A 19,056-nucleotide genomic window follows, 5' to 3' on the forward strand; every position below is an offset into this window, starting at 1 on the left:
CATGGGGCGCGTAGCCTGAAGCACATGACGCTCACGAAAGCCCGCACCGCCGCCGAGGTCGTCGACTGGAGGCGTCGGGTCTTCGCCCTGTACGACGCCGTACGTCGGGCGGACTCCGCCGAAGAGGCGCACGAGCTGTGGAGGATCGAACGCGACGACCTCATGCTGCACCATCCGGCGACCCCGCTGCTGGCCGACGATCGACCGCTCTTCGAGGGACTGCCGATCGCCTCGCACGACCCGCAGTGGCGCTTCGAGCTGCCCATCCTGCCCGCAGAACCCGGCGGTTTCGACTTCGCGACCGGCACCGACGGCGTCGTGCCGTTCGAGCGCATCGGCAGGGTCGAGATCCCCGACACCGGTTCGCTCGATGTCTGGCGGCTGACGACCTACGGCGGCGGCATCTTCATCCCGGTGCGTGACGCGCTCGCGGGTCGGCCTGGCGGCACGTACGGGGGAGGCCGCTACCTGATCGACACGATCAAGGGTGCGGACCTCGGGTCCGATGCCGACCGCGGCACGATCGTGCTCGACTTCAACTTCGCCTACAACCCGTCGTGCGCATACGACCCGGAGTGGGCGTGCCCGCTCGCGCAGCCGGGCAACGTGCTGCCGGTGGCGGTTCCGGTGGGCGAGATGTACGGCAGCGCGGCCGACTGAGCATCCGGCCTGCAAGTTGCAGGCGAGGGAATACCGCGCCCGTCACGGGTCTTGTTCCTGAGCGTGACTCTTTTCGAACCGGCCGTCTTCGGCGCCCTCCAGCTGTCCAACCGCGTCGTCATGGCGCCCCTCACCCGCACGCGTGCGGACGATGAAGGAGTGCCCACCGAGACCATGGTCGAGTACTACCGCCAGCGCGCCGGTCAGGGCCTCATCATCTCGGAGGGAACATGGCCGGCGGCCGAGGGCAAGTCCTACTCGGGTCAGCCCGGAATCGTCACCCCCGAGCAGATCGCCGGCTGGAGCCGCATCGCCGACGCTGTGCACGAGGCGGGCGGCACCATCGTCATGCAGCTGATGCACGGCGGACGAGTCTCGCACCCCGCGATCTCGGGTGAGCCGCGCGTCGTGGCTCCGAGCGCGCTCGCCGCTCCCGGCCAGACCCACACCCCGGTCGGCAAGGTCGACATGCCGGTGGCCCACGCCCTCACCCTCGAGGAGATCCCCGGGGTCGTCGAGCAGTTCGCGCAGGCCGCGCGCAACGCGATCGACGCAGGTTTCGACGGAGTCGAGGTGCACGGCGCGAACGGCTACCTCGTGCAGGAGTTCCTGTCGCCGGTGTCGAACATCCGCGACGACCAGTACGGCGGATCGCCCGAGAACCGCGCCCGCTTCGCGATCGAGGTCACCCGCGCGGTCGCGGAGGCCGTCGGCGCCGACCGCACCGGCATCCGTCTGTCGCCCCAGCACAACATCCAGGGCGTCCTCGAAGAAGATGACGACGATGCACTCACCACCTACCTCGCCGTCGCCGAGGGCCTCGCCCCGCTCGGCCTCGCCTTCGTCGACGTGCTCAGTGCCGTGCCGACGAGCGAGCTGGTGCAGCGCATCCGCCGCACCGCCGGAGCACCCCTCATCGTCAACTCCGGCTTCGGCTCGCCCACGACCCGCGACGAGGCCGAGATGCTCGTCTCAGAGGGATGGGCGGATGCCGTGGCCGCCGGCCGCCCGGTGATCGCGAACCCCGACCTGGTCGAGCGCTGGCGCCAGGATGCTGAGCTCAACGAGCCCCGGCCCGCGCTGTTCTACGGCCGCACCGCCGAGGGCTACACCGACTATCCGTCGCTGGAGTCCGTGCGCGCCGACGCCTGATCGCGGGCGTGCGGGTCGGCGCGGCTCAGCGTCGCACGACCCGCGCCCGCGTCTTCGCGACGCTGCTGAGGGTGGCGCGCACCGGTGTGCCCAGGTACAGCCCGAGCGATGCGCCGGAGGCGAGCGCGATGCCGATGACCACGGCGTCGACCAGAGAACCTCCGATGCCCACGACACCCGATGCCGACCCTGCCGAGTGGATCATCTCGAGCAGCCCCTGGAACACCGCGACACCGGGCACGAGCGGCACGATGGCCGCCGTCGTCACAGCGACGGACGGCACGTGCAGCTTCACGGCGATCAGCATCCCGATGAAGCTGGCCAGCAGTGCGCCGATCGCGCTCGCCGCTGCGGGATGCAGGTTCAGGCCGACCATGGCGGCGTATCCGGCGATCGTCACAGCGCTGAGCAGCGCGCTCACGAGGATGATGCGGATGCCGGCGCCGTTGAAGACGGCGACGGCGATCGCGATGATGATCGCGCCCAGGAACTGATTCAGCAGCGGACCGAACGGGGCGGGGTCGTCTGGCAGGCCCATCGTGAAGCCGAGCACGCTGCCGAGTTCGAGTCCGACGAGGATGCCGATCACGACGCCGAGCGTCTGCATCGTCAGGTCGAGGATGCGTCCGCCCGCGGTGAGCGCGAACCCGTCGATCGCATCCTGCGCGGCCCCGACGACGGTGAGGCCCGCGAGCATGAGCACGATTCCCGAGGCCACGATGATCGAGGGACGGATGCCGACGAACGGCTCGATGCCCGCAGACCCCAGTGCCGAGACGGCGACCGCCACCACCGTGGTGACGAAGCCTCCGGCGATCTGGCTGAAGAACAGGGGGACCCTGGCGCGAGCGAGTCCCGCCTGGGTCAGCGCCGCGCACAGCGCCGCGATGAAGGTGAGCCCGACGATGAGCGCCGAGGCGCCGAGCATGATGCTGACGCCGACCGCCAGCAGTGCCCTGGCCACGATGACGACCGGCTGCTGGTAGCGGAACGGCACGCGGCGCAGCACTCGGAAGGCGGTGCGGGCCGATTCGAGGTCGAGGCCGTCGTCGATGTCGGCGACGAGGGCCTGCACGCGCTGCAGCTTGGCGTGATCGGGTGCTGCGACGCGGACGACGCGCACGAGCGTCTCGGGCCAGACCTCACCGCTGAGGTGGAACGAGACCGTGATCGAGTTGTAGGTCACATCGACCTGCACGTCTCGCATGCCGTAGGCGGCGCAGACGCGGGTGATCGCCAGCGTCACCTCGTGAGCGGAGGCACCGACACCGAACATCGACTCGCCGATGCGGGTGGCGAGATCGAGGACCCTCGGCACCATGCGTTCGTCGATGACGGGCATCGCCTCGGTGTGGGCGACGGCGGAGGGATCTGTATGCAGGATGCGCTGCACGGAGGCGAGCAGTCGCCGCGGGGGGTTCGGGGACACCTCCCCATTCTCCCCTTGGTCAGGCGTGCGCGGGAACGTCGAGACGCTCAGCCGGCGGTGCGCTGCCCTCTGCGGGCTCGGGCACGAGGTACAGACCGCTCGGCGCACTGGCCGTGAACGCGAGGGCTTCGATCCAGGCGCGGTTGATCGAGGGTTGACGGCTTCCGCTGTACTTGAAGACGAGCGAGCTGCCGGCATGCACCCAGACGGTCGTGCGGCCGCCACCGACGCTCATGTCCTCACGCCAGGTGAAGCTGAAGGGCTCTCCTCGACGCAGCTTGGCTGTGATCACGAGCTGCAGGTGAGTGAGCGCGCGGTCTTCGATATCGGCCTTGACGCTGCCTTCATAGACGAGCTTTCCCATGATGATCTCCTCACTGCGCCACGGAACAAATGTCATCAGACGCGATCGGATGATCACCGGGGCGATACCAGCATCCCATATATCGTGGGCCGGCGGCTGTGCGTCCGCCGACCCATCACTGCGTCGTTCAGGACATGCGGCCGAAGGTGGCGTCGATGTCCGCCATCTCCATCGCGGCGGTCGCCTCGATCAGCGCCCGTAGCTCCTTGTCGGCACCCGGCGAGAACTCCTCGAGCCGCTCGGGAGAGATCGTCATCGGCACGCCGACGGGCGCCTGCTCGCTGGCATCCAGGGTGGTTCCGTCGTTCGACGGCGAGGCGCCCTGGAAGATCTTGCCCGCTTCGGACTGCGCGGTCAGATCGAACGAGTAGTTCTTGCTCTGCAAGCCGAGGTCGAGCAGCTTCTTTACCTCGGGGAACTGCTCGGCGTTGGTCTGGGGAATGGGCAGCGACGTGCGCCAGTTCACGCCGAGAGTCTCGAGTGCTTTCGCATACGCGTTCTCATGCGCCTGGTCGCGGACGATCAGGTACGAGATCGTGCTGCGGGCGGTCTTGTTGTCGGTCATCTCGTACAGCCGGCACTTCTGCAGGCGGCCCGTCGACTCGAGCATCAGGTTGTAGAGCAGATCGAGCACGAGGTTGCCCGAGTTGTAGACGTAGCTTCCCGACCACGGGTTGCCGACAGCATCGACGGGAAGAGCGCCCTGAGCTCCGACCAGGTAGTGGTGGATGTTGCTCGTGTCGAGTGCGATGTTCAGTGGCGTCGCGCCGCCCGCGCCGGGCTTGTCGACCGGATCGGTCGGTTTTCCCTGGTACTGCGGCGATCCGTCGAGCAGGCGCGAGATCGTCGTGCCGATCAGTTCGACGTGGCTGATCTCCTCGGTGCCGATGCCCTGGATCAGGTCCTTGTACGGCTTGCCGTCTGGCCCTCTGAAGTTGATGCTCTGGAAGAGGTACTGCATCATCGTGCGCATCTCGCCGAACTGTCCGCCGAGGCCCTCCTGCAGGGCGTTCGCGGCGGCGGGATCCGGCTCGTCCTGAGCGATCTCGTTGATGAACTCCTGAACGTGGAAATACATGTCGGCCTCCGTCGGTCGTCGCTGGGGTGTCGGGCCACTGTGCGCCTCCGGGGACGGATCGCCCCCTCCCTCGACGTGGCGACGCGATGGACGTACCATGCGGGTCGACAGGTCGCGACCGGTCCGACACCTGCACCGCGGAATTGTCAAGGCCCGCGGTGCGCGGACGCGACCGGCGTACCGTCAGCAGCAGAGCCCACAGGACGTGACGGTGGGCCGTAGCGGAGCTGTTCGTGTCGACAGCGGATGACTTCGGAGAAGAGGTCGTCATGGACGCCACCGGTCAGACCATCCGCACTCGTCCACGCGACACCGCGCGCGGCGGATCGAGCACCTTCACCGAGCTGGCGCAGCAGATCCGCGAACGTGGACTGCTGCGCCGTCGGTACGGCTACTACTGGACCAAGCTCATCGCCGCCCCGCTGGTCGTCGCGGTCAGCCTCGCGGCCTTCGTCTGGATCGGCGACACCTGGTGGCAGCTGTTCACCGCCGCCGCGCTCGCGATCGTCTTCACGCAGATCGCGTTCCTCGGCCATGACGCGGCGCATCGGCAGATCTTCGTGTCTGGGCGGTGGAACGACTGGACCAGCATCGTGCTGGGCGATCTGCTCGTGGGCATGAGCTACGGCTGGTGGCAGCACAAGCACACGCGCCATCATGCGAACCCGAACAAGCTCGGGGCCGACCCCGACATCGAGCTGCCGGTCATCGCCCTCACGCCCGAGACGGCCGCACGGCGGCACAGCGCGGCGGTCACCTGGCTGCAGGCGCACCAGGGGCTGCTGTTCTTCCCGATCCTGCTCCTCGAAGGTCTGTCGCTGCACGCATCCAGCGTGCGACGAGTGGTCACGCGGGGTCGACTCGAACGGCGATGGGCCGAGATCGTCTTCCTCAGCATCCGGATGATCGGATTCGTCACGCTGGTGTTCATCGTGCTGTCGCCCGGCATCGCGTTCGTGTTCCTCGCAGTGCAGCTGGGCCTGTTCGGGTTCTACATGGGGATCGCCTTCGCACCGAACCACAAGGGCATGCCGGTGGTTCCGAAGGACCTGAACCTGGACTTCCTCCGCCGTCAGGTGCTGATGAGCCGCAATGTGCGGGGGAGTCGCGTGATCGACGTCGTGATGGGCGGCCTGAACTACCAGGTCGAGCATCATCTGTTCCCGTCGATGCCCCGGCCGCACCTGCGCCGGGCAGCGCCGCTCGTCGCCGCCTACTGCGCGGCCCACGACGTGAAGTACACCCAGGTCGGGCTGTTCACGTCGTACTCGATCGTCGTGCGCTACATCAACAAGGTCGGACTCGGGGAGCGCGACGTGTTCTCCTGCCCGCTCGCCGACCAGCGCGACCATCTGATCGCGTCATCTCGCTGACGAACGCCGCGCTGTCAACCCTCTGTCGCATCGCCTCCGCACGACGGAGGGTGGCAGTCCGCATCCGATGAGGAGGACGCATCATGAAGGCACTCACCTGGCAAGGCACCCGCAACGTGACGGTCGAGGAGGTGCCCGATCCGGTCATCGAGCACGCGACGGATGCGATCATCCGGATCACCTCTTCGGCGATCTGCGGATCTGATCTGCACCTGTACGAACTGCTCGGCCCGTTCCTCGACAAGGGCGACATCCTCGGTCACGAGCCGATGGGCGTCGTCGTCGAGGTGGGCGGCGCCGTGCGTGATCTGGCTGTCGGCGATCGCGTCGTCGTGCCGTTCAACATCTCGTGCGGCCACTGCTTCTTCTGTCTGCGGGGCCTGCAGTCCCAGTGCGAGACGACGCAGGTGAAGGAGTACGGCAGCGGCGCCTCGCTGTTCGGCTACACGAAGCTCTACGGGCAGGTGCCCGGCGGTCAGGCCGAATACCTTCGGGTTCCGCTGGCCGACTACAACCACATCAAGGTCGCCTCCGACCTCCCTGACGAGCGGTACCTCTTCCTCAGCGACATCCTGCCGACCGCCTGGCAGGGCGTCGAGTACGCGAACGTGCCCGACGGCGGAACGCTCGCCGTCATGGGGCTCGGCCCGGTCGGCCAGTTCGTCGCCCGCGTCGGCGCGCACCGCGGTTATCGCGTGCTCGCGGTGGATCCCGTCGCCGAGCGACGCGAGATGGCCGCCCGACACGGGGCTGAGGTCTTCGACCTGACAGACGACGTCGTCGCAGAGCTGCGAGACCTCACGGACGGACGAGGGGCGGATGCCGTCGTCGACGCGGTCGGCATGGAGGCTCATGGCAACCCCGGGATCAAGCTCGTGCAGCGCGCCGTCGGCCTGCTGCCCGACCCCGCCGCCAGGCAGGTCTTCGACAAGGCCGGCATCGATCGCCTCGCCGCTCTGTATGCGTCGATCGACGTCGTGCGCCGCGGCGGCACGGTGTCTCTCAGCGGCGTCTATGCGGGTGATGCCGACATCATGCCCATGAAGACGCTGTTCGACAAGCAGATCAGCATCCGCATGGGTCAGTGCAACGTCAAGCGCTGGATCGACGACCTGATGCCGCTGGTCGAAGACCTCAGCGACCCGCTGGGTGTGATGGATCTGACGACCCACACCGCACCGCTCGAAGACGCCCCGGGGCTCTACGAGACCTTCCAGCGCAAGGACGACGGCTGCATCAAGGTCGTGCTCCAGCCCTCGCGCGTCTGACGGTGACCGCCGGCTGTGCAGCCCGTACTGCGCAGCCGGCTCACGTGTCTGTCAGCCCCGCTCAGGCTCCGGACTCAGCCGGCCTTTCCCTCGGCGAGGTAGCCCAGGCGGTGCAGCGTCTCGGAGTTGCGCCAGCGCAGCAGGGGAGCGGTGATGACACCGGGCAGCAGAGTCGCCGGGCCCTTCACCGGCTCCTCGTCGATCCGCACGATCGAGCCGTCGCCGTGCGAACGCACACGCAGCGTGACGCGGGCCTCGCCGATCGGCCAGCCCTTCGCACGCATCACCATACGGTGCGGCGGATCCCACTCCTCCACCACCGTGGTGTCGTCGAGCAGAGCGGGCCAGACACCCACCGAGTGGTGCAGCTCGGCGCCCGGCTGCGGCCACGTGTCATCGACGTCGCGCATGCGCGAGGCGCCGACGACCCACGCCGGGTAGAGCCAGGCGTCGGCCAGCACCCGGAACACGTCATCGGGGCGGCAGTCCATCGTGCGCACGTTCTTGGCCATGTCGGCTCCTTCTGTGGCGGTTGCCTTCATGCTCCTCCCTCCGCGGCGATCCACCGAGGGGGTTGACGGGCCGGGTACGGCGCCGATCGGCCGTAGCACAGACCCCGCATCGGCGCCTCCCCCTGGAACAGCGCGAGGGTCTCTGCGAACGTCGGGTCATGGCACTCATCGATCTTCCCGTCCGCGCCGCACGCAGACTCGGCGCTCTGGCGCACGACGACGCACCCACCCTGCTCACCCGCGGTTACGGCTTCGGCCCACGGATCTGGCGCCGGGTGCGACCGGGAGCCAGATCGGCGCCGATGCGTCTGCTGGGTGACGACACCGTGTTCGTGCGCGGCGTCGAGGGCGTCGAGCTGTTCTACGACGAGACCCGCATCGCGCGCTCCGGGGCCATGCCGGCCCTCGTGCAGGAGAGCCTGTTCGGTCACGGTTCCGTGCACAGCCTCGATGGCGACGCGCACAAGCACCGCAAGGCCACATTCATCGACGTCGCCTACGACGACGAGCAGGTCGAGCGGCTGACGCCGTGGCTCGAGCGCGAGTGGCAGAACGAGCGACAGGCGTGGCTCGACGGCGGCACACGCAGCGCCTACGACGCGGCCGTCGGCGCGCTGGGCCGCGCGATCATGGGGTGGGCGGGTGTGCCGGGCACACCCGCAGCCAAGACGCGGTGGGCAGCGCGTCTCGCGCAGATCGTCGACGGATCCGGGTCGCCGTACTCGCCGGAGTACGTGGCCGCTCTGGCGAACCGGTGGTGGTCGGACCGGCACTCCGCGCGGCTCATCGAAGCTGTGCGGCACGGAGCGCTCAGCGCCGAACCGGGCACCGCACTCGAGCAGTGGGCCCACCACCGCGATCAGGAGGGCGAGCTGCTGCCCGCCCGCGTCGCGGGCGTCGAGCTGCAGAACAGCACCCGCCCGATGATCGCGGTCGCGCGCTTCGTCGCGTTCGCCGCGAAGGCGCTCACCGAGCACCCGGAGTGGCGTGAGCGCATCGCCGCCGAGGCCGTCGAACGGGGATCACTCGTCGGCGGACCGCTGTCGATCATGTTCGCTCAGGAGATCCGACGGACGTCCCCGTTCGTGCCGATGCTCCCCGGGTGGGCGATCGCCGACGTCGAGCTCGACGGGCAGAAGGTGGATGCCGGCGGACGCGTCGTGCTCGACATCCTCGGCACCGACACCGACGAGCGCTTCTGGGCGCGTCCCGAGCGGTTCGACCCGGAGCGCTTCCGCGATGTCGGCGCAGACTACGAGGCGCTCGCCGCGTTCATCCCGCATGGCGGAGCAGACGTCGCGACCGGTCATCGGTGCCCCGGCGAGAAGCTCGCGATCGCGGGCCTCGCCGCAGCGATCACGGTGCTCAGCGATCCCGATCTGCGAATCCTCGACGAGGGCCTCGACGTCAACCGGCGTCGGCTCCCCACCAAGCCCCGCTCCGGTGGCAAGGTGCGGTCGGCGTCGGCACCCGCGTCGGGTGGGTGCCCCTTCCACCGGTAGTAGACGGCGCCGGGTCGGGGGTCGGCTCGGAGTGCAGACCGATACGGTAGGGCACATGTCACAGGCCCTCCGCACGTTCGGGCGCATCATCGCGCGGCACTGGCCTGCGCTCATGGCCTGGTATCTCGGGGGCGAGGCTCTGCACCGCGTGCTCATCGAGTTCGCCGGATTCGTCGGCGGGCACACCACGCTCGGGGGCTTGCTGCTGCTGCCGCTGGCGGTCGCCGCTCGCCTCGTCTCGTACGTCGCGATGTATCTCACGGTGCGGCCATCGCTGCCGCACAGCCGGAGGGAGGATGCCGGGGGCATCCGCGAGTTCGGCTCGGCCACCCTCGCGGCGATCCTGCCGTTCTTCGCGTTCTACACCGCGTGGGGTCTGCTCGACGCCGACCAGATCGAGTTCTTCCAGATCGCATTCGCCGTCGCGCTGTCCGAATCCGGGAACGATGCCACGCAGATCGGCGACCGCGGTGGAGTGATCTCGATCGGCGTGCTGCCCGTGACGGTGCTCGTGATCGCCCTCGCCGCTCGTGTGCTCCTCACCCGCTTCGCCGCCCGGTTGCCGCGCTGGACCATCATCCTCGCCACCTATGCCGAGGTGCTGTGGACCTTCATGCTCTTCACGCTCGTCGCGCGCTGGTGGACGAGCGTGCTCGACTGGTTCGCCGATCGCCAGGCGGTCGGCTGGCTGCGGGGCTTCGGCGACTGGTTCGCCGTGAACCTCGAGCCCATCGCCGCGGTCTGGGAGGGAACGACCTGGCTCGTCGGCATCCTCGTCGCCGCGCTCATCGTCCCCGCCGCCTGGATCACGGTCGCCGGCGTGATCTACGGCACGACCTTCGACTCGACGCCGGCGTTCTCGCGCTTCGGTGGGGGAGCGGCCCGAGGCGCCGTGATGAGTGTCGCGCGCACGCTCGTGATGCGACTCGAGGGTCTCTGGGCGGCCGTCACGGTGATCTGGCGGGGCGGGCCGCTGCTCTTCGGCGCGTACGCCCTGGCCTACGCGGCGTGGGCACTCGCAGAGCAGGCGGGAACCCGCGGGGTGCTGCTGCTCGTCGGCGGCCATGAACGGTGGTTCTGGGCCGGGGTCTTCCCGCTCATCACCGTCGCGATCGCGGCAGTGGCCGAGCCGCTGAGGGTGGCTATCGTCGCGACGGCGTACGACGGCGTCATCGGTCGCCCGCGCTCCGGCCTCGACACCCGCCCCTCAGGGGTCGATGCGGAACCGGGCGAGGTCGTTGTCGCTCCCCTCGATGTCGAGCAGGAAGGGGCCGTCGGCGTCGTCGGGAAGCAGGAAGGTCAGCAGGATGCGGTACGACCCCGGCTCGGCGACGCATGAGCTCTCGCCCTCGTCGTAGGACACGTCGAGGTCGTCGCGAGAGCTGAGCCAGGTCCGAGCCGAATCGATCTCGGTGAGCGTGGTCTGCCCGCACCGGTCGGCGGCGGACCCACCGGTCGACGCCAGCCGGACGCTGAGCGTCTGGGAGCCCTCCGGTGTCTCGAACTCATCCCACTCGGTGGGGCCGAGCGTGAGCGTCTGCCCCGCGATGTCGACCGTCTCCTCGGCCTCTATCACGCGATCGGTGGGCCGGATGCTGGGCAGGATGTCGAGCCACACCGTGGCACCGAGCATGGCCACGGCGGCGACCGCCAGAGCGATCAGCGCCCGCCGCTGCCTCCTCCACCACTTCACGGCGCGCTCAGTTCAGGGTCGTCGAGCTCGACGCTCGGCGTGCGGGGGAGATCATGGAGTTCGATCTTGATCGCGATCCGATCGTCGAGCTCGGGAGTGAGATAAGCGGAGGTGAGCCGCAGCTCTGCCTGACCGGACGTGACATCGGGCGGCAGCTCGAAGGCCAACATGCCGACCGTGTCGATACCGGCCCGCAGCGACTGCGTCCGCAACGACCCGCCCGGTCGTTCGCTCGCCTGGAACACGCGGTCGCCGACGGCCAGCGTCGCCAGATTTATGGCGGCGTCGACCTCGGTGCGTGCGGCCGACGCGATGACCGTCACGACGAGCCAGTTGCCGTCCGCGCTCCAGTCAGAGTCCGCACCCGGCACGACGACCTCATCAGCGAAGGTCGCATCGGTCGCCGCGGCGATCAGGGTGCGTGACTCGACGGAATCGCCGAAGGATCCGCTCATCTCGATCGGTCCGATCACGTCTTCGTCATTGGGGGTGACGGCGGTCACGGCACCGGCGGCGATCACCAGCGCGGCACCCAGCAACCAGGGGGTCCTGCGTCTCACGGTGCCTCCTGGGCGGTGACCGTGATGCGCGCGCTGAGTGCGGCAGGGTGCCAGGTGATGGCGCGTGACGTGATGAAGACCCTTCCGCGCGTCACCTCCACCTCGTGGACGTCGAGCGACACCACGCCATCGGAGTACGCATCAGCGGGTACGGTCCAGGCGAAGGTCACCTGGCTGGGAACGCCCGGCTGCAGGATCACCTGCCCCGATGAGCCGTCGGCGCGCCACACGTCGACAGAGTCGGTGGGAGTGACGCCCTTCAGCTCGAGGAGCGGGTCGTCGGTGTTGACGAGTCCTGCACTGACGCGGTCTGCGCCGGTGCCGTCACCGACCGCGATCGGCGCATCCGAGAGATTCTCCATTCGCGTGCTCATCACGAGGAACTTCTCGCCCGGCTCTGCCTCGAGCCCCTCCGACTCGATCTCGGTGGTGAACTCGGCGTCGTGCACGGTGATCGCATACATCGAGGTGCGCGCCTCATCGTCGGGGCCGAGCTCGGTCGGCGACGCCTCGGCGCGCGAGAGCCCGCCCACCGCCGCGACGACGATGACCAGGGCGACCAGTGCGGCAGCCGCCACCCAGATCCAGCGGGGGAGCGCTGCGACGGCGAGCGTCCACCGCGAGACGGCGGAGCGGACGATGTTGACGGCGGGCCGGGCGGCGGGCGCACCGGAAGGCGCGCCGTCGTGATCCCCCGTCTTGCTCACGAGGTCAGCCTAGCGAGGGCGCGTACCCGGACGGGAGAGTCAGCGGTCGCAGGTCTCGAACACGTACCCGTCGTCCGCTGGCGTGACCAGATCGCGGTCCCGCAGCACCATCGAGGCGGGGGCCTCGTCGTCGGCACACATCTCGGCGAACGGCCGCGGCAGCTCATCGGAGTACTCGATGTCGATCACGGCGTCGCCGTAGACATCGGTGAAGGCTCCGCACTCCTGATAGACCGAGCACTCCTCGACCACGGCGAAGTCGAACCCGGCGCGCTCGCGCAGCAGGGGTGCATCCTCGGCGGTGTTCTTCTGCCCGGCGGCGAGTCCGGAGTCGTGCGCGACATCGACGAGCAGCGCCGCCAGGGCGAGGTTGTCATCGAGGCTCAGCGCGCCGTCAGAGCGGGTGTACGAGTCGAGGTTGTCGAACTCCACCGCTTCGAATCCCGACTCGGCGCACCCCTCGATCCACGGGCCGATGATCTCGGCGATGCGCTCGCGGCGGTCGTCGGTCGAGGTGTCGAGCAGAGCCTCGTCGGGCCAGTCGGGGTCGAACACGGGCTCGCCGTCGCTCTGCAGCACAAGCTCTTCGGACCAGGTGTCGAGCTCGCCCGGCTGGGTCTGGAATCCGTTCACGTAGCAGATCGAGTACAGCCCCTCGGCGGGCTCATCCGAGCGGTCACGCCCCACGATGCCGACACCATCGGCGGGTGAGTAGGCTCCGCCGAGCTGGTAATCAGGGGTCTCACCTGCGGGTGGGGGCGAGAACGACGCAGGTGGGTCGGAGATGGTCGTGACGCAACCCGAGAGAGCGAGGATCAATGCGGTGGCGGTGAAGACCGCGGCTCCCCGCCTCAGCTGCCGGCCCCGTACAGTGCGGCGATCTCTTTCGAACCCATCCCCTGATCGTACGTGCCGTGCTGGGGCCAGCCGGCCGGGGAGTCCTCCCACTCCTCCTGCCGGCCGTAGGGGAGGAGGTCGACGAGCCCCTGCAGCTGACTCATGCGCTCGGTGCCGCGGCCGTTCGTGTGCCAGGTGCGATACACGGTGTCGCCGTCGCGGAGGAACACGTTCACGCCGAAGCCCTCGTTCGGACCGGCATCCATGTCGGCGCCGAACGTGCTGTCGGCGCTCGAATACCACGTCATGCGATTCCCGACCCGGTCGCGATAGGCCAGCGCCTCATGGATCGGGCCGTTCGTCACGATCACGAAGCGGGCGTCGTAGTACCGCTCGAGGAAGTCGAGCCGCGTGAACTGAGAGGTGAAGCCGGTGCACCCGGGGCACTGCCACTCGTTGCCGTCGGTCCACATGTGGTTGTAGACGATGAGCTGTCGATGCTCGCCGAAGATCTCCGGCAGCCGCACCGGCCCGTCGGCCCCGACGAGCGTATAGTCGGGCAGCTCGACCATCGGCATCCGTCGTCGCTGTGCCGCGATCGCATCGAGCTCTCGCGTCGCCGCCTTCTCTCGCACGCGCAGCGCATCGAGCTCGCGGCGCCACGTGTCGGCGTCGACGACGGGCGGAAGGGGCGTCTGGGTCGTGCTCACGGTGGACCTCCGGATGCTCGGGAAGACGGTGCACCCAGTGTGCGCGCGCCCACCGACATCGTCAACCGATCGGCGAGGGGGCGTCGTCCGCCGCCGGCGTCTCGACCTCTTCGGCCGGATTGCGACGGATGCCGATCCACGATACGACCCCGCCGAGCACGAGCAGCGCGGCCGTGACCCAGGCCGCGTTGTGGAAGCCTGCGAGGTCGAGCGTGCCGCCGATGATGGTCGACAGCATCGCGACGACGAGGAGTCCGGCGACGCGAGAGACCGCATTGTTCACCGCAGAGGCGATGCCCGAGCGCGACTCGTCGATGGCGCCGAGGATCGCCGAGGTGAGCGGCGCCACGGTGAGGGACAGCCCCAGGCCCAGCACGATCATGGCCGGGAGCACCTGCCACCAGTAGTCGAAGTCCTCGCTGACGATGAGCAGCATGAGTGCGCCGACCGCCATGATGAGCGGGCCGACCGTCATGAAGATGCGCGGCCCGAATCGACCGGCCCACGAACCCGCGCGCGAGCTGAGCAGGATCATCAGGATCGTCATCGGCAGACTCGCGAGCCCCGCCGCCGTGGCACTCAGACCGGCGCCCTGCTGCAGATACACGCCTACGACGAAGCCGTTCAGTGACAGCGCGGCGTAGACGAAGAGCGTCGCGAGGTTGCCCCACGCGAAGTCCCGCACCCGGAACAGCGACAGAGGCATCAGGGGAGAGGACGACCGCTGCTGCCGCACGAGGAACCACGCGAACAGGGCCGCGCCGATGATGCCGGGCATCCAGATCGCGGGGGACTGCCACCCGAGGTTGGGCTGCTCGATCAGCGCGAACACGACCGCGCCGAGACCGATCGCGCACAGGGCTCCGCTGAGCCAGTCGACGCGGACTCTGCTCGGGTGCTCCTGCAGTTTCAGGCGGGAGAGCAGCACGAGGGTGACGGCGATCGGCACGACGTTGATGAGGAAGACGAATCGCCACGACAGGAAGTCGACGAAGAGTCCGCCGAGCAGCGGGCCGACCAGCTGCGCGGCGGTGGTGAACGCCGTCCAGATGCCGATCGCCCGTGACTGCACGTCGGCGCGCATGGTCGCCGTGATCAGCGCGAGCGAGCTCGGCACGAGCAGGGCACCCGCAGCGCCCTGCGCCGCTCGAGCGATGATCAGGATGAGGGGATCAGGTGCGGCGGCGACCGCGACGGATGCCACGCCGAAGGCGATGAGGCCGATGCGCATCACGAGCACCCGGCCGTAGGCGTCCGACAGCGAACCTGCGAGCAGGATCAGCGCGCTGAGGGTGATGAGGTACGCATCGACCACCCACTGCTGTGTGGTGATGCCGCCCCCGAGTTCATCGCTGATCGCAGGAAGCGCGACCGTCACGACGGTGCCGTCGAGGAAGGTCACGAAGGACGCGAGGACGGCGACGGAGATCACGAGCCGCTGCAGCGGCGCGAAGCGAGAGGATGCCACAGGCTGACACTACTGCCGCCCGGGGACATGAGGGGCGGTCAAGAGACGGCGGTGCTCGCGCGGTAGAGGTCGCGCAGACCCGCGCTGCCCCGCTCTGCGTAGGCCGCGCGCTGTCGCTGCGCACCCGTTCCGTCAGTTCTCGCACGTGTGATCCCGTCGATCACGAAGTCCTCGTCGCCGAGGTCGGCGAGAGCGGGGCGGAGCCTCTCGACCAGACCGTCGATGACGCTCCAGGCCGGTGCGACGTCGCCGGAGGAGGGGTCGATGAGGCGAGCACCTGGTCCGAACCGCGCCGCAGTCCAGAGCGAGGCATCGATCGCGTCCAGTCCCACGTCGGCGGTGTCGTCGAGCGCATCGCTCACCAGCAGCGCACGCGTCAGGGCGACCGCGAGCAGCGTGTCGTCGACCGACAGCTGCGCATCGAACACGCGCACCTCGACGGTGGGGAATCGCTCCGAGAGTCTCGCGGTCCAAGAAAGAGAGCTCGCGCTCGTGATGGCACCCAGTTGCACCAGTTCGGCGATGCGCGTGCGGTAGTCGTCGAAGTCACGGAAGTGCGGGGGGCTCCACGATGACGGCAGGCGGCGGATCAGGACGCTGCGCCAGCTGTCGAACCCGCTGTCGCGGCCGTGTGTGAACGGCGCGTTGCCCGTGATGGCGAGCAGTGCGGGGAGCCAGGCGCGCGTGCGATTGAGCACACGCACGCGCTCCTCCTCGTCGGGGACCTCGACGTGGATGTGGAGGCCGTTCACCTCGTGCTCACGGGTGATCTCGGCGAGTTGACCGGCCACGGCGTCGTAGTGGGCGGAGCGCGAGACGGCGAAGCGGTTCGGAGATATGAAGGGCGTCCCGGTCCCCGCGAACATGGCGTACTGCGCGCTCGCGTGCGATCCGAGAAGACCGCGCGTGCGACGAAGCTGCACCTCGGCATCCGCTCTCGTCAGGCACGGTTGCGTCGCCGTCTCGATCTGACAGGTCAGATACTCCGGAGTGACACCGGCACTCGCCTCGCTCAGGATCCGCTCTCGCGTCTCGGCGCTCATGGCCGCGGGCACGAGCGTCTGCTCATCGAGCAGGACGAACTCCTCCTCGACGCCGAACCGGGTCATGTACGCGAGCCCTAGTGGTCGCGCAGTGCCGAGATGAGCTCGGCCTTGCGCTTGCGGCTGTAACCGGTGAGGCCGATCTCCTTGGCGCGGGCGCGCAGTTCCTCGACGGTCCACTCCTCGTAGTCGCCGTGTTCGCCGCCTCGGCGCCCGACAGCGCTTCGGCCGTCGCGGGCGGCGGCGTTGGAGATGCGGGCGGCTTTCTCTTTCGAGGCGCCGTCGTCGCGGAGCTCTTCGTAGAGCTCCGGATCCTTCAACGAGTTGTTCCTGCGTCCTGGCATGACAGATGGTCCTTTCGCACGACGGGAAGCTCCGAGTCAAGCCCCTCAGGGCATGGGATGAAGCGGTCTAGGTTGGGTGACCGTAGATGGGTGCCTCCCCCGCGCCCCGAGAAGGGAAAGACCGATGAACATCCTGCTGATCATCATCATCGTCGTCGCCATCATTCTGGCGATCACCGGCGGGCTCGTGCAGTCCCTGCAGTTCCTCCTGTGGGTCGGCCTGGTACTGCTGGCCATCGCGGTCATCGCCTGGTTGATCCGAGCGATCTCCGGCAACCGCACCCGCTGATCCGCGCAGTGAGGCCCGCTCAGGCGGGCCTCACTACGTTCGCGATCAGTCCCTGGAGCTGTCGCGCAGGTTGTCGCCGACGTTCTTGGCGGCGTCCTTCACGTTCTCGCCGGCCTGCTTGGCCGAAGCCTTCGCCTGATCGCCGCGGCCCTCGGCCTCGAGCTTCTCGTTGTCGGTCGCCTTTCCGACACCTTCCTTGATCTTGCCGCCGGCCTTCTCAGCCGCGTTCTTGACGTCGTCTGCTCCACTCATGGTGCATGTCCTTTCATCCGTCGATCAATGGATGTCCACCGTCGCACGGGCCGAGAATCCTGCACACGGGATTGACAACGACGGACACTCGTGACAGCGTCTGCCGGCCATCGACGCAGACGCCGCAGACGACTAACCTGGCCCCAGGCGGGTGGTCCTGCCCGCTCTCACCTCGGCTGCGGTCGACGAAGGAAGCGGTGGAACATGGACTCGATGATGATGGGCGCCATGCGCTCGAACATGATGTCGATGCCCGACATGGCGACGATGGACATGTCTGTCCTGCAGGCCTGCATGGATGCGTGTTCGGCCTGCGAGCAGGCATGCACGGTGTGCTCGACCCAGATGATGGACTGCTCGCCGGCGTGCATGAACTGCGCCGACATGTGCAACACGATGATGCGGTCGATGATGCGGATGCAGGGCATGACCCCCGCGTCGATGATGGCCATGCTCGACGCCTGCATCGCCATGTGCCAGACGTGCATGGACGAGTGCATGCAGCACGCCGACCACAGCGAGGTCTGCAAGATGTGCGCTCAGGCCTGCAAGGACTGCATGGACGCGTGCATGGCCGTCAAGGACATGATGATGGCGACCGCCTGAGCGGCGCGGGTCACCCCGGTCGTCGAGCGAGGACGGCGAAGCCGCCCGAGACGAAACGCGCTCAGCCGACTGCGACGTTGAACTGCGTGCGGCCGACGGCCAGCACGCCGTAGCGCACGTGCACCGCGATCGGCGTGCCCACAGGAGCCTCGAGCGCCGCACCCGAGGCGTTCCACAGAGCGTGTGACGTTCCGTCGAGTGTGCGCACGAGCAGGTCTCCGGACGCGGCGTCGGCATGCTCGACGATCGCGTCGGCCCACTCGGCGGACGTCGCCGAGGCGATGCGCGCCTGGATCAGGTGCAGCGCGTGACCCGCCGCGAACGAGGAGCAGGCGAATCCGTGCCGGCACATGCACGCAGAACGCTCACGCACCGAGAGGGGCGAAAGGTGGTTCAGCGGCGTGGACACGGTGGTCTCCTTCGTGAGTGGACGTTCCGGCAAGAGTAGGTCGGCGTCGCGAGAGACGGAACCCGCGCCGACACGGTGTGAAACAAACGGGCGTAGACTCGCCGGGTGCTGTTGTCGAAGAGTGCTCTCCGGATCCCGGATAGAGCGCAGTGGGGAGCCGTGGGCGCGTTCAGCGCCACGGACAGAGGCTGACGATCGGCCGGAGGCGGAACATCCCGCCCCCGGAGCCGCGTCGTACCCGGCATCCACTCCGATGCCTTCTCCCACTCTCTTCCTCCGCCGCCGTCCGCGGCTCACACGAAAGCACCTCTCTCATGCGTCCCATCGACGAGCGCACCCTGCGCGCCTCCTTCATCAACGCCTCCCGCAAGGAGGTCTCCGACCTCACACTGCCCGCCGGCTTCGCCGACCTCGACTTCGAGAAGCTCGACTACCTCGGCTGGGTCGACCCCAAGCTGCCTCGCCGCTCGTACGTCGTCGCGTGGGTCGATGACGTCGTCACCGGAGTGTTCCTTCAGCGCGCCGAGCAGCGCGTGATCTCGCGAGCCCAGTGCTCGTGGTGCGAGGACGTCACCCTGCGCCACGACGTGCAGCTCTACGTCGCACGCAAGGCCGGTCCTGCCGGTCGCAAGGGCGACAGCATCGGCAACCTCGTCTGCGCAGAATTCGGATGCTCGCAGAACGTGCGGATGCTGCCGCCGCTGGCCTACGACGGCTACGACCGCGAACTCGCGCGCGAGCTGCGCATCGTCAAGCTGCAGGAGCACGTGAGCGCGTTCATCGCGGCGGTGCGGAGCTGA

The 19,056-nt window shown here is 68.4% G+C and carries 22 protein-coding genes; 9 read left to right on the plus strand and 13 right to left on the minus strand.

Annotated features, from left to right (window positions below):
- The first annotated feature begins 24 nt into the window (after positions 1-24).
- Positions 25-660, plus strand: a complete 636-nt coding sequence (locus ACLKOY_RS14660; RefSeq protein WP_436454312.1) for a DUF1684 domain-containing protein — start codon at positions 25-27, stop codon at positions 658-660.
- A gap of 63 nt (positions 661-723) precedes the next feature.
- Positions 724-1,812: an alkene reductase gene (locus tag ACLKOY_RS14665; RefSeq protein WP_436454313.1), complete on the plus strand. Its 1,089-nt coding sequence runs from the start codon at positions 724-726 to the stop codon at positions 1,810-1,812.
- A gap of 25 nt (positions 1,813-1,837) precedes the next feature.
- Here ACLKOY_RS14665 and ACLKOY_RS14670 read toward each other — a convergent pair whose 3' ends face one another.
- The 3 genes from ACLKOY_RS14670 to ACLKOY_RS14680 all read right to left on the minus strand — a co-directional run bounded on the left by ACLKOY_RS14670 (position 1,838) and on the right by ACLKOY_RS14680 (position 4,683).
- On the minus strand, positions 1,838-3,241 hold the full coding sequence (locus ACLKOY_RS14670) for a threonine/serine ThrE exporter family protein (RefSeq protein WP_436454314.1): 1,404 nt from the start codon (positions 3,239-3,241) through the stop codon (positions 1,838-1,840).
- A gap of 19 nt (positions 3,242-3,260) precedes the next feature.
- Positions 3,261-3,605 (minus strand): DUF7882 family protein, encoded by a 345-nt coding sequence (locus ACLKOY_RS14675; protein WP_042540154.1) that lies wholly within the window; start codon positions 3,603-3,605, stop codon positions 3,261-3,263.
- Between the two features lie 127 nt (positions 3,606-3,732).
- Positions 3,733-4,683 carry a manganese catalase family protein gene (locus ACLKOY_RS14680; RefSeq protein WP_436454315.1) on the minus strand — a complete coding sequence of 317 codons (951 nt, stop codon included), beginning with the start codon at positions 4,681-4,683 and terminating at the stop codon, positions 3,733-3,735.
- A gap of 269 nt (positions 4,684-4,952) precedes the next feature.
- On the opposite strand from ACLKOY_RS14680, the gene ACLKOY_RS14685 reads away from it, so the two are divergent.
- Together ACLKOY_RS14685 and ACLKOY_RS14690 are read left to right on the plus strand one after the other, a co-directional pair.
- The gene (locus ACLKOY_RS14685; RefSeq protein WP_436454379.1) at positions 4,953-6,056 is read left to right on the plus strand and encodes a fatty acid desaturase family protein; all 1,104 of its coding nucleotides are present in this window, start codon (positions 4,953-4,955) and stop codon (positions 6,054-6,056) included.
- Between the two features lie 83 nt (positions 6,057-6,139).
- On the plus strand, positions 6,140-7,324 hold the full coding sequence (locus ACLKOY_RS14690) for an alcohol dehydrogenase catalytic domain-containing protein (RefSeq protein ID WP_436454316.1): 1,185 nt from the start codon (positions 6,140-6,142) through the stop codon (positions 7,322-7,324).
- Positions 7,325-7,398: 74 nt separating this feature from the next.
- Here ACLKOY_RS14690 and ACLKOY_RS14695 read toward each other — a convergent pair whose 3' ends face one another.
- A complete protein-coding gene (locus ACLKOY_RS14695) occupies positions 7,399-7,836 on the minus strand; it encodes an SRPBCC family protein (RefSeq protein WP_436454317.1) in 438 nt (145 codons plus the stop codon).
- A gap of 158 nt (positions 7,837-7,994) precedes the next feature.
- Here ACLKOY_RS14695 and ACLKOY_RS14700 point away from each other — a divergent pair, with 158 nt between their 5' ends.
- Both ACLKOY_RS14700 and ACLKOY_RS14705 read left to right on the plus strand, forming a co-directional pair.
- Complete coding sequence (locus tag ACLKOY_RS14700) at positions 7,995-9,338, plus strand: cytochrome P450 (protein WP_436454318.1); 1,344 nt, start codon at positions 7,995-7,997, stop codon at positions 9,336-9,338.
- 55 nt (positions 9,339-9,393) lie between these two features.
- Positions 9,394-10,677: a hypothetical protein gene (locus ACLKOY_RS14705; protein ID WP_436454319.1), complete on the plus strand. Its 1,284-nt coding sequence runs from the start codon at positions 9,394-9,396 to the stop codon at positions 10,675-10,677.
- A 350-nt stretch (positions 10,678-11,027) separates the two neighbouring features.
- Here ACLKOY_RS14705 and ACLKOY_RS14710 read toward each other — a convergent pair whose 3' ends face one another.
- The 7 genes from ACLKOY_RS14710 to ACLKOY_RS14740 all read right to left on the minus strand — a co-directional run bounded on the left by ACLKOY_RS14710 (position 11,028) and on the right by ACLKOY_RS14740 (position 16,700).
- Entirely contained in the window at positions 11,028-11,591 is a 564-nt protein-coding gene (locus ACLKOY_RS14710) for a hypothetical protein (RefSeq protein ID WP_436454320.1), read from the minus strand.
- Complete coding sequence (locus tag ACLKOY_RS14715; RefSeq protein WP_436454321.1) at positions 11,588-12,298, minus strand: hypothetical protein; 711 nt, start codon at positions 12,296-12,298, stop codon at positions 11,588-11,590. Before ACLKOY_RS14715 ends, ACLKOY_RS14710 begins: the two co-directional genes overlap by 4 nt.
- Positions 12,299-12,337: 39 nt before the next feature.
- On the minus strand, positions 12,338-13,117 hold the full coding sequence (locus tag ACLKOY_RS14720; RefSeq protein ID WP_436454322.1) for an endo alpha-1,4 polygalactosaminidase: 780 nt from the start codon (positions 13,115-13,117) through the stop codon (positions 12,338-12,340).
- Between the two features lie 32 nt (positions 13,118-13,149).
- Positions 13,150-13,845: a DUF899 domain-containing protein gene (locus ACLKOY_RS14725; RefSeq protein ID WP_436454323.1), complete on the minus strand. Its 696-nt coding sequence runs from the start codon at positions 13,843-13,845 to the stop codon at positions 13,150-13,152.
- Positions 13,846-13,906: 61 nt separating this feature from the next.
- Positions 13,907-15,313, minus strand: a complete 1,407-nt coding sequence (locus tag ACLKOY_RS14730; RefSeq protein ID WP_436454324.1) for an MFS transporter — start codon at positions 15,311-15,313, stop codon at positions 13,907-13,909.
- Between the two features lie 38 nt (positions 15,314-15,351).
- The gene (locus ACLKOY_RS14735) at positions 15,352-16,422 is read right to left on the minus strand and encodes a carboxylate-amine ligase (protein ID WP_436454325.1); all 1,071 of its coding nucleotides are present in this window, start codon (positions 16,420-16,422) and stop codon (positions 15,352-15,354) included.
- An 11-nt stretch (positions 16,423-16,433) separates the two neighbouring features.
- The gene (locus ACLKOY_RS14740; RefSeq protein WP_140038018.1) at positions 16,434-16,700 is read right to left on the minus strand and encodes a DUF7218 family protein; all 267 of its coding nucleotides are present in this window, start codon (positions 16,698-16,700) and stop codon (positions 16,434-16,436) included.
- A 124-nt stretch (positions 16,701-16,824) separates the two neighbouring features.
- Here ACLKOY_RS14740 and ACLKOY_RS14745 point away from each other — a divergent pair, with 124 nt between their 5' ends.
- A complete protein-coding gene (locus tag ACLKOY_RS14745; RefSeq protein ID WP_164481676.1) occupies positions 16,825-16,989 on the plus strand; it encodes a hypothetical protein in 165 nt (54 codons plus the stop codon).
- 45 nt (positions 16,990-17,034) lie between these two features.
- Here ACLKOY_RS14745 and ACLKOY_RS14750 read toward each other — a convergent pair whose 3' ends face one another.
- Positions 17,035-17,241: a CsbD family protein gene (locus ACLKOY_RS14750; RefSeq protein ID WP_436454326.1), complete on the minus strand. Its 207-nt coding sequence runs from the start codon at positions 17,239-17,241 to the stop codon at positions 17,035-17,037.
- A gap of 204 nt (positions 17,242-17,445) precedes the next feature.
- Here ACLKOY_RS14750 and ACLKOY_RS14755 point away from each other — a divergent pair, with 204 nt between their 5' ends.
- Positions 17,446-17,847 (plus strand): hypothetical protein, encoded by a 402-nt coding sequence (locus tag ACLKOY_RS14755; RefSeq protein ID WP_436454327.1) that lies wholly within the window; start codon positions 17,446-17,448, stop codon positions 17,845-17,847.
- A 61-nt stretch (positions 17,848-17,908) separates the two neighbouring features.
- Here the strand turns inward: ACLKOY_RS14755 and ACLKOY_RS14760 are convergent, their stop codons facing one another.
- Positions 17,909-18,256, minus strand: a complete 348-nt coding sequence (locus ACLKOY_RS14760; RefSeq protein ID WP_436454328.1) for a hypothetical protein — start codon at positions 18,254-18,256, stop codon at positions 17,909-17,911.
- A 314-nt stretch (positions 18,257-18,570) separates the two neighbouring features.
- Between ACLKOY_RS14760 and ACLKOY_RS14765 the strand changes: the two genes are divergently transcribed.
- Positions 18,571-19,056 (plus strand): FBP domain-containing protein, encoded by a 486-nt coding sequence (locus tag ACLKOY_RS14765; protein WP_436454329.1) that lies wholly within the window; start codon positions 18,571-18,573, stop codon positions 19,054-19,056.

It is taken from the genome of Microbacterium sp. K2, from assembly GCF_051365005.1.
Lineage (GTDB): Bacteria > Actinomycetota > Actinomycetes > Actinomycetales > Microbacteriaceae > Microbacterium > Microbacterium foliorum_B.

Excerpts from the sequence above, each read along its gene's own strand:
- ACLKOY_RS14660 (WP_436454312.1), top strand. The coding sequence starts at position 25 with ATGACGCTCACGAAAGCCCGCACCGCCGCCGAGGTCGTCGACTGGAGG.
- ACLKOY_RS14675 (WP_042540154.1), bottom strand. The coding sequence starts at position 3,605 with ATGGGAAAGCTCGTCTATGAAGGCAGCGTCAAGGCCGATATCGAAGAC.
- ACLKOY_RS14680 (WP_436454315.1), bottom strand. The coding sequence starts at position 4,683 with ATGTATTTCCACGTTCAGGAGTTCATCAACGAGATCGCTCAGGACGAG.
- ACLKOY_RS14685 (WP_436454379.1), top strand. The coding sequence starts at position 4,953 with ATGGACGCCACCGGTCAGACCATCCGCACTCGTCCACGCGACACCGCG.
- ACLKOY_RS14690 (WP_436454316.1), top strand. The coding sequence starts at position 6,140 with ATGAAGGCACTCACCTGGCAAGGCACCCGCAACGTGACGGTCGAGGAG.
- ACLKOY_RS14695 (WP_436454317.1), bottom strand. The coding sequence starts at position 7,836 with ATGGCCAAGAACGTGCGCACGATGGACTGCCGCCCCGATGACGTGTTC.
- ACLKOY_RS14700 (WP_436454318.1), top strand. The coding sequence starts at position 7,995 with ATGGCACTCATCGATCTTCCCGTCCGCGCCGCACGCAGACTCGGCGCT.
- ACLKOY_RS14705 (WP_436454319.1), top strand. The coding sequence starts at position 9,394 with ATGTCACAGGCCCTCCGCACGTTCGGGCGCATCATCGCGCGGCACTGG.
- ACLKOY_RS14735 (WP_436454325.1), bottom strand. The coding sequence starts at position 16,422 with ATGACCCGGTTCGGCGTCGAGGAGGAGTTCGTCCTGCTCGATGAGCAG.
- ACLKOY_RS14740 (WP_140038018.1), bottom strand. The coding sequence starts at position 16,700 with ATGCCAGGACGCAGGAACAACTCGTTGAAGGATCCGGAGCTCTACGAA.
- ACLKOY_RS14745 (WP_164481676.1), top strand. The coding sequence starts at position 16,825 with ATGAACATCCTGCTGATCATCATCATCGTCGTCGCCATCATTCTGGCG.
- ACLKOY_RS14750 (WP_436454326.1), bottom strand. The coding sequence starts at position 17,241 with ATGAGTGGAGCAGACGACGTCAAGAACGCGGCTGAGAAGGCCGGCGGC.
- ACLKOY_RS14755 (WP_436454327.1), top strand. The coding sequence starts at position 17,446 with ATGGACTCGATGATGATGGGCGCCATGCGCTCGAACATGATGTCGATG.
- ACLKOY_RS14765 (WP_436454329.1), top strand. The coding sequence starts at position 18,571 with ATGCGTCCCATCGACGAGCGCACCCTGCGCGCCTCCTTCATCAACGCC.